This is a genomic window from Bacillus sp. AK128 (assembly GCF_053903075.1).
On record NZ_CP096379.1, the window covers coordinates 391168 to 405137 of the forward strand.

At 39.7% G+C, this 13970-nt stretch carries 10 protein-coding genes; 8 read left to right on the plus strand and 2 right to left on the minus strand.

What is annotated here, in order from left to right:
- Positions 1-290: 290 nt before the first annotated feature.
- Positions 291-1304 (minus strand): UDP-glucose 4-epimerase GalE, encoded by a 1014-nt coding sequence (galE, locus tag M1D60_RS01885; RefSeq protein ID WP_456277536.1) that lies wholly within the window; start codon positions 1302-1304, stop codon positions 291-293.
- Between the two features lie 581 nt (positions 1305-1885).
- Between galE and M1D60_RS01890 the strand changes: the two genes are divergently transcribed.
- Positions 1886-2425, plus strand: a complete 540-nt coding sequence (locus tag M1D60_RS01890) for an NADPH-dependent FMN reductase (protein ID WP_456277537.1) — start codon at positions 1886-1888, stop codon at positions 2423-2425.
- Positions 2426-2562: 137 nt separating this feature from the next.
- Here M1D60_RS01890 and M1D60_RS01895 read toward each other — a convergent pair whose 3' ends face one another.
- Positions 2563-3333 (minus strand): MORN repeat-containing protein, encoded by a 771-nt coding sequence (locus M1D60_RS01895; protein ID WP_456277538.1) that lies wholly within the window; start codon positions 3331-3333, stop codon positions 2563-2565.
- Between the two features lie 834 nt (positions 3334-4167).
- On the opposite strand from M1D60_RS01895, the gene menC reads away from it, so the two are divergent.
- The 7 genes from menC to M1D60_RS01930 all read left to right on the plus strand — a co-directional run bounded on the left by menC (position 4168) and on the right by M1D60_RS01930 (position 13969).
- The gene (gene menC, locus M1D60_RS01900; protein ID WP_456277539.1) at positions 4168-5325 is read left to right on the plus strand and encodes an o-succinylbenzoate synthase; all 1158 of its coding nucleotides are present in this window, start codon (positions 4168-4170) and stop codon (positions 5323-5325) included.
- 19 nt (positions 5326-5344) lie between these two features.
- Positions 5345-6160, plus strand: coding sequence for a GNAT family N-acetyltransferase (locus tag M1D60_RS01905; RefSeq protein WP_456277540.1), 816 nt, complete (start codon positions 5345-5347; stop codon positions 6158-6160).
- A gap of 11 nt (positions 6161-6171) precedes the next feature.
- Positions 6172-7332 (plus strand): M20 peptidase aminoacylase family protein, encoded by a 1161-nt coding sequence (locus M1D60_RS01910; RefSeq protein WP_456277541.1) that lies wholly within the window; start codon positions 6172-6174, stop codon positions 7330-7332.
- Entirely contained in the window at positions 7322-9616 is a 2295-nt protein-coding gene (locus M1D60_RS01915) for an alpha/beta fold hydrolase (RefSeq protein WP_456277542.1), read from the plus strand. The genes M1D60_RS01910 and M1D60_RS01915 overlap by 11 nt, the downstream gene beginning before the upstream one ends.
- Positions 9617-9799: 183 nt before the next feature.
- On the plus strand, positions 9800-11275 hold the full coding sequence (locus M1D60_RS01920) for a M81 family metallopeptidase (RefSeq protein WP_456277543.1): 1476 nt from the start codon (positions 9800-9802) through the stop codon (positions 11273-11275).
- Positions 11276-11296: 21 nt separating this feature from the next.
- Positions 11297-12922: an ABC transporter substrate-binding protein gene (locus M1D60_RS01925; protein ID WP_456277544.1), complete on the plus strand. Its 1626-nt coding sequence runs from the start codon at positions 11297-11299 to the stop codon at positions 12920-12922.
- Positions 12923-13048: 126 nt separating this feature from the next.
- Positions 13049-13969 (plus strand): ABC transporter permease, encoded by a 921-nt coding sequence (locus tag M1D60_RS01930; RefSeq protein WP_456277545.1) that lies wholly within the window; start codon positions 13049-13051, stop codon positions 13967-13969.
- The last annotated feature ends 1 nt before the right edge of the window (position 13970 follow it).

Below are 13970 nucleotides of genomic sequence, written 5' to 3' on the forward strand. Positions count from 1 at the left end.
GTTGATTTTGCATACTTTTTTTAAAACTAGTGGAATGGAGCGGAAGCCGCTCGACTCCTGCGGGAGATAGAGGAAAGGCTGAGACCCCGCAGGCGTAGCCGAGGAGGCTCAGATTCCTCCCCGCGGAAAGCGAGCGGCTGCAGCGCAATGGAACAACCCTGTTTTTCCAGCTTAACTAGTTAATAACATAAAAATAAACGATAACAGTATTATATTTGATAGGTAGACTAATTTTGAGATTACTCGTCTTTGAGACTAGGGTATTAGGTTTTGTCCCAGCCTCTTTCATATTAGCTATCATACCCATTTGGGTTTTCAGATTGCCATCTCCACGAGTCTTTACACATTTCTTCAATGCCTTTTTTCGCTTCCCAGCCTAGTTCTGATTTAGCTTTAGATGGATCTGCATAGCATTCAGCGATATCACCTGGTCTGCGGTCAGAAATCTGATAAGGAACATCCTTTCCAGATGCACTTTCGAAGGCTTTTACCATTTCAAGTACACTATAGCCTTTACCTGTTCCAAGATTGTAGGCTTCAACACCGTTTGTATGGATCACTTTCTCAAGCGCCTTTAAGTGGCCATTTGCAAGATCAACGACATGGATATAATCCCTTACTCCGGTTCCATCTACCGTTGAATAGTCTTTACCAAAAACTCGCAATTCGTTAAGTTTTCCTACTGCTACCTGTGTAATATAAGGCATTAAGTTATTAGGAATACCATTCGGATCCTCACCAATACGGCCGCTTTCATGAGCACCAATCGGATTGAAATAGCGTAATAAAGCAATACTCCATTTAGGATTAGAAACAAATAGGTCCCTAAGGATTTCTTCAATCATCAGCTTCGTTCTTCCATATGGATTAGTAGCCTGTAAGTCAAAGTCTTCGGAAATTGGCACTTGTTTTGGCATTCCATAAACCGTTGCGGATGAACTAAATACCATTCTATGTACATGGTATTTCTCCATAATCTCAGCAAGAATTAATGTCCCGGTAATATTATTATGATAATACCTTAATGGCTGTTCAACAGATTCACCCACAGCTTTTAGACCTGCAAAATGAATAACTGCCTCAATATTATTCTCTTTAAAGATATCCTCAAGCGCGTCTCTATTTAATAAGTCAGTCTGATAACACTTGAATTCCTTTCCCGTGATTTCTTTTACACGTTTAAGTGCTTCAGACTTACTATTTTCTAGATTATCAACAACGACAATTTCATAATCCGCGTTTAATAGCTCAATACAAGTATGACTGCCGATATAGCCGGCGCCTCCAGTGATTAATATAGACAAGGTTCTTCCCCCCTAAAATATTACAGCTCATATACTTATAAAGTTCTCTCTTTTTTTCCGCATTCCTTCTATTACCTTTATTTAATGTGAAGAAGTAAAGATATTCTTCCATTTCGGTTGTTTTTTATCAATGAGGAACCTAAGTGTTTTTTTTTTTTTTGTAAAAAAGTTTTCCTGTTTCGGTGCGAGGGGATGGTGCGAGGGGACAGGGACCTCTTTCCATTGAAGTGATTTCTGTAGGGTTAACTGAGCATTGTTCGTCACAAGGGAAATTATGATTAGGTATCTTCGATTATCTTATTGTGACTATTAATCTTTTGAAAAGCTGTACCTGTCCTTCTGGATCGGCTTTTCTGTTTGAAAAAAGAGTGATGTTTAATTGGGGAAAATCAAATCACTAAGGTTTTATGAGGAGATTATTTGTTTTTGTTGAGTCTTTTCGGTTTACTTCCTCATAAACGCCATAAACTTAATAGAATCTATCATATTAAATAATTTCAAAATGCACTAGTTTACAAATTTTCTCAGTTATCTTAATATAATACAAGTAAATTATATAAATCATAAAGGGTTGTGGAGTATTGAATATTCTAGTAATTAGTGGTAGCGCTCGTGAACAATCAAACAGTTTTGGAATCTCTCAAGTTATAGAAGGGCAACTTAAAAAACAAGGTGCTTCAGTTAATATATTTGACTTACGTATCGAAGAATTACCTATTTTTAAAATGGAAGAATCGCAGTATCTAAATTCTTCTGTTGCAAAACTAGTTAAATTTGCAGAACAGGCAGATGCATTCTTTATTATTACTCCGGAGTACCATAATGGCATAAGTGGGGCTTTAAAAAATTCTCTAGACTTTTTAGGTATTGACCATTTTAAGAGGAAGCCGGTAGCGATAGCTGCTGCCCAAGGCGGAGTAGTTGGAGGGTTTAATGCTCTGAATCAGCTTCGTTTGATTCTTAGAAGTCTTCATGCAATAACACTAACTGACCAAGTCATTGTAAACATGCGTCATTTTGATGAATCTCAACTATTAGTAGACAATGACAGTATCCAACAATTAGGTGCATTGGTTGAAGAGTTGGTTGCTGAAGTAAACATGAGATTGCAGAGACTCTAAGGTACGAGGGGACAGGGACTTTGTCTCAAAGTGATTATTTTATTAATGTTCATGGTGATCAGGTGAACTAACTGAAGGAATTGTATCCTAATAGTGAGGATTACTTAAATACAAGGGGGGACCCTCGTCCCCCCTTGTCATTTCGGTTTCCCATTTAGCCACATTCCCGAGAGAGTGGACCCATTAGAATAATTCATTGTACCTTCTCCGTGTGGTTTCCCGTCAAGTAGGCTTCCTTCATATACTGCACCATCAGAAAACATAAGCTTACCGTGTCCAGTAATTTTACCTTCGATGAATTCACCTGTATACATATTTCCATCAGCCCATTGTAACGTTCCTTTTCCATGAGGCTCTCCATTTTGAAATTCTCCATTATATGTTGTGCCATCTGGCCATTCATAAAAACCTGGTTGATTTGAAGATACTCTTTCACTGGTAGTACTATCTACAATGTTATGAACTAGATCTGTTTCATTTCTGGTTAATAGGTAAAGAACAAAAATGAAAACCCCTATCAATGTAATCATCTTTTTAGGGTACTGGTTTATTTTAGTTGATTTACTAGATCCCCTCTTTGTTTCATATTCAGTACTAAACAAGATACGTGTACAGCTTTTACATGTATTACGTAGTGGTTCATTATGTGTATGGCAGAAAGGACAAATATAATAATGATCTACCTTACTACTTTTATTTTTGTATATTGGTGAGGGAGTTAGGTTGGGTTTTCTTTTAATGCTCACCTTTCGATTTGTTTGATTGCTTAAACTCTCATAGCAAATACCACATAAAGTTACCTTTTGAAATCTTATATTTTCTTCTTCGGGGTGAAGAATTTTAAAAGCAGAAAACTCACTTTCTGACATTAAATTATTATTTTTATCTAAATACATATAACTAGCCATACTATCAAAACCCTTACAATAACTACACTTCATCATTTTTCCAGTCCTTTTAGTTTAGTAGGAACCTATAACATTATTTTACATTTTTAGATAATGGTAGACTAGTATTTTGTGCGACACGAGGGGACAGGGACTTCGTTCCAGGGTGAGGAAGCATGAGTTATACTTTTATGCTTCCTTTTTTATGATTAAAGACATCGAGAATCTATTATGTTTGTTGAATTCCGAAGTAATAAATAGGGTTTGGTTACAACCAGCAATTTGAAGCTAAGAATTTGCTAAAGAAGAAAGAAACGGTAATTTGTGAGGTGATCTAGCGAAAGTGCGGTGCAATTTTTTGCGTTATCTTTTTTAAAAAAATCTATAGCCAAATAACAATTAAAAAACAAACTTTAAAGTTAAATTGACTGGCAATTAATAATCGCCTACTCTAATCAAATTTACCGATTTATGTTAGTTAAACGTTTGTTTAAACAAGAGTGAAGAATTGTTATGTTTGAATAAGGTGTCTGTCAGCAGGCACTTTCTTTTTTTTATCACAATAATCAAAAGATTCTAAAAAAAGTATTATTTTTTCCTAGATATGTAATATAATGGTCGTAAAGTTTAAACTTTACATCTTTACCGTTTGTGAAGTGTTAACTTCTGACCAACCCTTATTAACTACCTTTCCCTTTATCCGCTCTAGAAATTACATGAATGAATTCAGGACACCGAATGAACTACAGAACGTATACTCGATCCATCACGTATGCATTATCAAAACAGTTTAATTAAATTAAAGCTTTTCTCAGGATTTCAAACTATAAAAATACTGAAAAGGGTGTGTGTTTATTGGAAATAAATAAAATTAAAATCCAGCGGTTAAAGATGCCGTTAAAGGCTCCATTTGAAACTAGTTTTGGAAAGGTAGCTGAAAAAGATATCATCCTTGTTCATGCTTTTGGTGGCGGTAAGGTCGGGATTGGGGAAAGTGTTGCTATGCCTTATCCGATTTACAACGAAGAAACAACGGGAACGGTTTGGTACATGTTAGAAGAGTTTCTGATTCCCAAGCTGTTAGAAACAGAGATTCAGCACCCTGACCAGATTTCTGAATTATTCTCGTATATCCGCCGGAACAATATGGCAAAGGCCGTGTTAGAGATGGCTGTGTGGGACTTGTATAGCAAACAGACCAATCAAACGCTTGCTGCTGCAATTGGAGGGACTCGTGAAGAAATAGAGGTTGGTGTAAGTATTGGAATTGAACCAACGATTGAAAAACTATTAGAAAAAGTGGATAGTTTTTTACAGGACGGATACCGGAAAATAAAGGTGAAAATTAAACCGGGTTGGGATATTGAACCATTAAGGGCGATTCGAAATACATTTGGATATTCCGTACCTTTAATGGCTGATGCTAATTCGGCTTACACGTTAGAGGATATGGAGCTACTTAAGCAGCTTGATCAGTTCAACTTAATGATGGTTGAACAGCCGTTGGCTCATGATGACATTATCGATCATGCAAAGCTTCAGGCTGAATTACAAACACCGATTTGTCTGGATGAAAGTATTCATACGGTTGAGGATACGAGGAAAGCCATTGAAATGGGAGCTTGTAAGATTATCAATATTAAGGTTGGCCGTGTTGGTGGCATAACGGAATCTAAAAAAATCCATGACTATTGTGAGCAGCATCAAATTCCAGTCTGGTGCGGTGGGATGCTGGAGGCTGGTGTCGGCCGTGCCCATAACATTGCACTGGCCACCCTAAGTAATTTTACAATTCCAGGAGATACTTCAGCTTCCAGCCGTTATTTTGATGAAGACATTATCGTGCCTGAAGTCATGTTATCAAAACCAGGTTATATTACAGTACCTACTCAATCCGGGTTTGGTTTTGAATTGAATGAATCTCTAATTAATAATCTAGTGAAAGAAGAAAAGGAGTTTTCTAAAGTTATAGCAACAACCGGCCAATTCAACGGTAATAACGGATTTAAGTAAAGAAGGGAGCACGGAGAGAATGGGGCTTACATGCTCAATTGTTTACAAGGAAGTAACCAACCTAGATGAGATTAAAGAAATTGTAGCGCTACAGGAGAAGATTTGGAGTCAGTCGGTAGTAACCCCATTACCACAGCTTGTAGCAGCGTTTCATCATGGAGGGGTTGTAATAGGAGCTTTTCATCAAGATAAAATTATTGGTTTCTCTTATGGATTCCCAGGTTTTAAAGGGGGAAATCCTTATCTTATTTCTCATATGACAGCCGTGTTACCGGAATATCAAAATGCAGGTGTCGGCTTAGGATTAAAACTAAAGCAGCGGGAGTGGGCTATTTCAACAGGCGGCTATGAAAAAATTGTTTGGACATATGACCCACTTGAAGCACGAAATGGCTATTTTAACCTGATGAAATTAGGAGGATATTCTCGCCAATATATCAATGCCTACTATGGAATTATGGAGGATAAGCTGAATCAGGGATTGCCTTCGGACCGTTTTTTAGTTGAATGGGATATTTGCTCCGAACGAGTGGAAAAGGCTATTTCCCATCAATCTCGCACCATGGTTGAAGTGAATCATTACCCGGTGCTTCTGGAGATGTCGGGGTATGCTCCTGTAAATAAACAGGAAATTGGTGATCACTCTGGCTATCTTATTGCTGTACCTTCCAACATTCAGGAAATCAAACAGCAAAACCTGGATATCGCGAAGCAATGTCGCTTCGATTTACGATACCTGTTTACGGATGCCATAAGTAAAGGGTTTGTTGTGACAGGGATGCTAAAAGCCCAAGACCCGGGTGCCCAATATTATGTCATTGAAAAACAAATATAAGGGGGAATTCGATGATTGAAAGGATACAAGAATGGATCTCACAAAATGAAGAAAGGATTGAATCTACCTATCATTATTTGCATGAAAACCCGGAGATTAGCTGGGAGGAGGTAAACACGACGGCGTTTCTGTGTAAACAGCTCGAACGGTTAGGGATTCCATATGAAACCTTTGATGATCACACAGGGGTAGTCGGATATTGGGGAAATCAAGACGAAGGTCCGACGGTTGGGATTCGTGCTGATATTGATGCACTTTGGCAAATGGTAGATGGTAAGTGGCAAGCCAACCATTCGTGTGGTCATGATGCCCATGCAACAATGGTTCTGTACAGCATCATTTGCTTAAAGGAACTAGGTATTACACCAAAAGGAAGGGTCAAAATTATTTTCCAACCAGCAGAAGAATCGGGTAACGGGGCAAAAGCAATGATACAAAAAGGAGTTATTGATGATATTGATTACTTATTAGGTACTCATGTTCGGCCGATTCAGGAGCTGCCATTTGGTGTCGCCTCACCAGCCATTTATCACGGAGCGACGACTCTTTTAAAAGGCCAAATTAGAGGGGTTCAGGCACATGGTTCAAGACCGAATCTAGGAATCAATGTGGTGGATTCATTGGGAGCCATTATTTTAGCAGTGAACTCAATTAAGTTGGATCCTACGAAATCGGCATCGGTTAAGGTAACCGTCGTAAAAGCAGGTGGTGACAATATCAACATCATACCGGATTATGCTGAATTCGGGATTGATATTCGGGCTCAAGAAAATGAAGTGATGGAAGAGCTGATTGAGCAAGTAAAGCATGCTGTGATGACAGCAGGGTCGGCAAATAAAGCGGAGGTCAAAATTGAAACACTAGCGAGCATGGTTGCAGCAGAGCCTAGTGTAGGGTTGGAGTCGATTGTGCAAAAGGTGATTAAAGAAGCCCTTGGAGAGGAGAATGTCGCTAGTAACCCTGTAACACCAGGAGGAGAGGATTTTCATTTTTATAAAACTATCTATCCTAATCTTGAAGCGACAATGGTTGGACTTGGAACAGGACTACAGCCGGGACTTCACCATCCAAAGATGAGCTTCAATATTAAGGCACTGCATAACGGGGTGAAAATCCTCAGCCTCGCTGTTGTTAAGTTACTAGAGCAGGAGGCGAAGGTACATGTACGCTAATTTGAATGGAACTCGGATTTTCTTTGATATTGAAGGTGTCGGATGGGAAAAGGTTGGGACGAAGTTGGTAGAAAAGCCAGTCTGCTTTATCCTACATGGCGGTCCAGGTGGAACCCATTTAGGATTTAAGCCGCATTTTAACGAATTAGCCAAAACAGCACAGCTTGTCTATAACGATAATCGTGGGAGCGGATTATCGAATAGAGGCCCTCAATCTTCCTATTCACTTGAAAATAATGTAGAGGATATTGAAGCACTTCGGCAATACCTCGGTCTAAAGAAAATCTACATATTAGGACACTCATACGGGGGAATGGCAGCCTTAAGCTATGCCTTAAAGTATCAAAAAAACTTGCACGGTCTTTTGTTACTGACAACCTCAGCCAGCTTTCGTTTTTTAGAGAAAGCAAAAGCGTTTATTGACCAGAATGGCAATGGTGCTCAAAAGGAGATGGCAAAGGTTTTATGGGATGGTGCGTTTTCATCAGAGGAGCATGTCAAACAGTACTATGAGGTGATGGCTCCCTTATATTCGCAGAAAGCGATTAGCCCTTCAACTGCACCACCTTTAGGGCACCGTTCCTTTGAGGCGTTGAATCAAGGATTCGGGCATTTTTTAAGAACATTTGATCTAACTGATCAGCTTTCGAGCATTCAAATTCCTACGCTCGTTATGGCTGGACGCCACGATTGGATTACACCCATTTGTGAGTCAGAGGAAATCGCGAAACTCATCCCATCGTGCCAGTTGAAAATTTTTGAGAATAGTAGCCACAATGTACCGATTGATGAACCTGAACTATTTTTCGAAATCGTCACTTCGTTTATTAAAACAAAAGGGGGACAAAAAATGACTGAGCCAAAAGAATTGAAAGGTTTTGAAGAGGAAGCACAGGTGCTAGTAGATAAGTATGTCATACCTGGGACATCTGTTGTACTTGCACAGGATGGAGAAATTGTGTACGGAAAAGGGTTTGGGTTTCGAAATATAGAAGAAGCCCTACCGGTTAATGAGGATACGGTTTTTGGGATTGGCTCTATTACAAAATCGTTCACATGTGTGGCCATTATGCAGCTTCAGGAGCAAGGGAAGCTATCGGTCCACGACCCGGTTGTGAGATTTTTACCTGAGTTTACCGTAAAGGACTCCAGCACAGTCAATGAGATGACGATTCATCACTTTATGACTCATTCTGCAGGATTACCACCTTTGTCTTCTTTGTACTATGCACTTAGAAGAACGATGGAAATCGACCCTTCTTACAAGGATCATAAGACCCTTCAGGTAGATGAAAAGGATCTCGGATATATTGATACGTATGAACAGCTCATGTCTTTTATTGGCGAGCTTGATTTAGAACTACTAGGAAAACCGGGGAAACATTTCAGCTACTCCAATGATTGCTACGCTTTACTCGGAACGATCATTGAACGAGTAGGTGGAAAATCCTACGAGCAATATGTGTATGATTACATTTTAAAGCCAATTGGAATGACTCGTAGCTTCTTTACAGTTGAGGAGTATGGGGATGACCAAAATATTGCTATGAGTTATGCGTTAGAAGTAGAAGATGGTAAAAAACGTGTCTATCAGGCGCCGATTTGGTGGGATGCACCAGCCATGCGCGCTGCAGGGTTCTTAAAGTCAACAGCAGCTGACATGCTGAAATATGCGGAAATCTTCCGTAATGGCGGCGTTGTTAATGACAAGCGAATCTTATCAGAAGAAAGTGTCAATGCAATGACAGCACACCAAATTGAAGTAGAGCCAGGGAAGTATTATGGGTATGGACTCATGATTACCCCTGATTATTTTGGGACAAAACTTGTTGAGCACGGCGGCAATTTAAAGGCGATTGCTGCACAAATGAGTGTGTTACCAGAGGTAGGGCTGACAGGAGTGACATTAACCAACCTAGCAGCAGTTCCAGCATCCCGGATTATGGAGCTTGCTATTAATGACTATCAAGGAAGAGATGCTAATGTGTCTCATATGGAATTAGAAGAAATGACGCTACCTGAAGCAGTTCTTGAAGAATTTACAGGAGATTATGTCTCCTATGAAGGTATGAAAATTTCCATTGGCAGTGAAGCTGGAAAGCCGACACTTATATCCCAAGGCGTGAACTACCAGGTAAAGGCGGTAGGGGAGAATCAACTCCTGGCAACGGTCAATGATATGAAAGAATTAATCCAGATTCATAGAGATGAGACGGGAAAGGTTGCTAGAATTACGTATCATTATCGCGAGTTTCCAAAGGTTGCGAGTCAACAGCGCGTGTAAAGGTAAAAAGTTTGTCATATTTTATCGTAAAATAATTTTAAATATTCTGATAAATTTATTGTGAAACAAGTAGGGGGTGTGTATAATGAACACAATAAATGATAAACTTCGAATTATTTAAAATCAGAAGTTTAGGCAACAATGATTTAACCAAATAAAAAGAAAAATATGGGGGTGTTAGGCTTGAAGGTGTTGATTGGACAAATAGCTCATGAAACAAATACCTTTTCCAATGTTAAAACAGATGAGGAAGCATTTAGACTTTGGGGATGGGATCTCAAAGAAGCAGTGATTGAGAATAACCGTAAAGTAAGAAATTATCTCGGGGGAATGATTGATAGGGCCGAAGAACTAGGGATAGAAGTCGTTCCAACCTTCGCAACCTTTGCATATCCGGCAGGTGTCATTACAGCCGAAACATATGCTGCACTAAAAAACGAGCTCATTCAGGCGATTGGAGCTGAAACAGAGTACGATGCGATTTGCCTCTCCTTACATGGTGCCGGTGTGACTGAAACAACGGAGGACCTAGAAGGTGATCTCCTTAAAGAAATTCGAACTATGGTTGGAAATAACATTCCAGTCGTCGTTACACTAGACCTTCACGCAAACGTAACACAAACCATGGTTGATGAAGCCGACCTTATACTCGGAAACAATCTATATCCTCATACAGATTCATACGAAATTGGAATGGAAGCCATCGATGCCATAACAAGTATCGTTCAAAAGCAGCTCAAGCCAACGATGTATCTAGCCACCTTACCAATGATCATACCAACGTCCACAACAAACTTATCACCTGCAAAAGATGTAAATGAACGCTGCTCGGAATGGGAACAAAATGAGAGAGTAGTAGATTGTACATTCTATCACGGATTCCCTTATACCAATATATCCAAGATTGGCGTTACCGTATTGGTGACAACTAATAATAACTCTGAATTGGCAAAGGAAGCCGCTAATGATGTCGCCTCTTATATATGGGGGAGAAAGGAAGACTTTTATAAAAAGCAGCCATTGCCAAAAGAGGGAATTGCTCTAGCTCTACAGCATGAGGGGTATCCTGTGGTACTTAATGAAACCTCCGATAACCCTGGTGGTGGTACTCCGGGTGACGGCACCTACCTATTACGAGCCTTGCTTGAAGAGAAAGTTGAAAAAGCAGCGTTTGGATTCATTTATGATCCTGAAGTTGTAGACAAAGCTTTCCAAGCAGGGGTTGGAGCAAGCATTGAAGTGGAGCTTGGAGGAAAAACGGACGCCCTCCACGGTGAACCGATTGCCTTCAAAGCTTACATAAAATGTTTAACTGACGGACGATTTGTTCAATCCTCTCCAATGGGTAGAGGGGCACGGATTAACCTAGGAAGATCCGTTCGTCTTCAATCAGGTGGAGTTGATATCATCGTCTGTTCAGTAAAAGCACAGACATTAGATGAGCAGATTTTTACTCTTCACGGAATTGATGTGAAGGAGTACAAAATTATTGGGCTAAAATCTAGTCAGCATTTCCGAGCAGGCTTTGAACCAATCAGCTCCAAAATCATTACAGTTGATTCACCAGGTCTAACAACACTAGATTTCACAACCTTTGATTATACAAATCTCAAAACAGATGTGTATCCGTTAAAAGCTGTTTCGCAAAGTATTTTATAAAATAAGGGAGTGGAAAAGTTAATGAAAAAATCATTATTACAAGGCTTCATGTTATTACTTTTTATTTTTGCATTAGTCGCTTGTACGAATACGGCTCCAACAACAAATGATGAATCCAGTGAACCTAATTCATCAGAGGGTACGGATGAGAAATCAGCAACTGAAGGTGGGACCATTGTCGTTACGTCTGTTCGTGAGCCGGATACGGTCGATGTGCAGCGTACAACTTGGGTGGATGACGCGAACAACCATATTTACGAGCCACTCGTTCGCTTTGATGTAGATGGAAAAATTGTACCGGCATTAGCAGAGAGCTTTGAGTTTTCCGGTGATGGAAAAGTGATTACATTCGTATTACGTGAAGGTGCTACCTTCCATTCAGGAACACCTGTTACAGCAGAAGGGGTAAAGAAATCGTTTGAAAGATTTATAGAGTCTGCTCCAACAAGCTATATGGTAGGTCCTTTAGAAAAAATGGAAGTTGTTGACGAAAGAACGTTAGAATTGCATTTCAGCGAGCCATTCGCACCATTCTTGAGTAATGCCACAACAGCTTATCTGGCACCACTTGATCCAACTGCGATTGAAGAGCATGGAGATGAGTTTGGAAACAACGCTAGTTCAGCAGGTATTTTAAAAGTAAAAGAAATTAAAAGAGGTTCTTCCATTACGTTTGAAACGTATGATGATTTTACTTTAGGAGCTCCATACTCACAAAACAAAGGGGCAGCGGGTTTTGATGAAGTAGTCTTCCGCTTCATTTCGGATGATGATACTAGGATTCTAGAATTTAAGCGTGGAAATTCACAGGTTATGTTATCGGTCCCTCCAAACTATATTAAGGATTTAGAAGCAGATCCAAACGTTGAATTAGCAAAATCATTAGCAAACGGTCATGTATACCTAGGGATGAACAATAAGAAGCCAGTTTTCCAAGACTTACGAGTTAGACAGGCGATTGCCTTAGCAGTTGACCGTACACCAATCGTTGACTTTGCACTGGAAGGTGCAGCACAGCCGATTTTTGGTCCATTACCTCCAACGATTCCTGGATATAGCCAAAAGGTTGAAGACGAAGCGGCAAAAATGTATGCACGTAACCTGGATCAAGCAAAAAGCTTACTGGAGGAAGCTGGTTATACAGAAACAAATGGTGAAGGTATTGTCATGAAAGACGGCAAGCCACTATCAGTAGAATTATGGGTAACACAAGAGCCAACGATGCAACGTATCGCACAAATCCTGCAAAATCAGTTAAAAGAAGCAGGAATTGATATGAAGATTTCCGTTCAAGAGGATGCAACAATCCGTGCACAAAGCCCTGAGGGTGTCCATGAAATGCTTCTATGGACGTACGGCTGGTATGATGCGGACATTCTACACTCCATGTTCGGTAGAGATCTGTCATCACGTGTACATTATCAAAATGACGAGTTAATTTCGATTCTTGAAAAAGCGCGTGTCGAAATGGATCCAGATGCAAGAATGAAGATGTATGAAGAAGCACAGATGATAATCGTAGAACAAGCGCCATGGGTACCATTATTCGTTCGTGAAAATGTGACAGCGGTACGTGACTTAGAAGGATTCAAGCTACATCCAATTACAGGAACAATTATATGGTCTGATGTAAAGCTTGAGAAATAAACAATTTATATAGGTAGAAACATGAGTTGGGAGAGTCCTGTGCTTTCCCAACTTCATTGTAATTTACGGCTTTCCTATATAAAAGCTGACCTAAGTTATCATTGTTCTTAAAAGGGGGGAATTGCTTTGACCAGATATTTACTAAAACGGATGGGTACGATGTTAATCACATTATGGGGTGTTTCGGTTCTCGTCTTTCTGATGATTCATCTCATACCAGGTGACCCCGTTCTGAATATTTTAGGGGAGTTTGCAACGGAAGAGGCTGTTAATAAATTAAAGGCTGATCTCGGACTGGATCAACCCCTGCTCATGCAATACTTTTTATTTATAGGAGACGCCTTGCAAGGAAATCTTGGTCAATCCTATATTACAAATCAGTATGTGGTAGATGAAATTATTAATCGCTTTCCGGTAACCTTTCAGTTAGCTGTCTATAGCTTGGTCATTGGTTCGGTTGTAGGAATTGTGATGGGAACAATTGCAGCGGTAAAGCAAAACACAATTTTTGATCAATTGGCGATGTTAATTTCATTAATAGGTATTTCAGCACCAGGCTTCTGGATTGCGCTCTTTTTAATTTTTATCTTTGCTTACCAAATCCCAATTTTCCCTATTTCGGGGTATGACGGGATTTACTCATTAATCCTGCCATCCATTACATTAGGTCTTGCAACAGCAGGTAATATTGCCAGGATGACTAGATCAAGTATGCTTGAGGTCGTCAAACAGGACTATATGAGAACAGCTGAAGCAAAAGGAGTAAATGCATACCGTTTAATTTTTGGTCATGGCTTACAAAATGCGTTAATCCCGGTTATTACACTAATTGGATTACAATTTGGCCACTTATTGGCAGGTGCTGTCGTAACGGAAACTGTATTTGCCTTACCTGGTATAGGTAGCCTTGCGATTGATGCAATTGCCACACGTGATATGCCTACGATTCAGGGATTAGTTTTATTTATGGCATTTATTTTCATCGTCGTTAATCTTCTAGTAGACATTTTCTATAGTGCAATTGATCCGAGGATTAAATATGAATAGG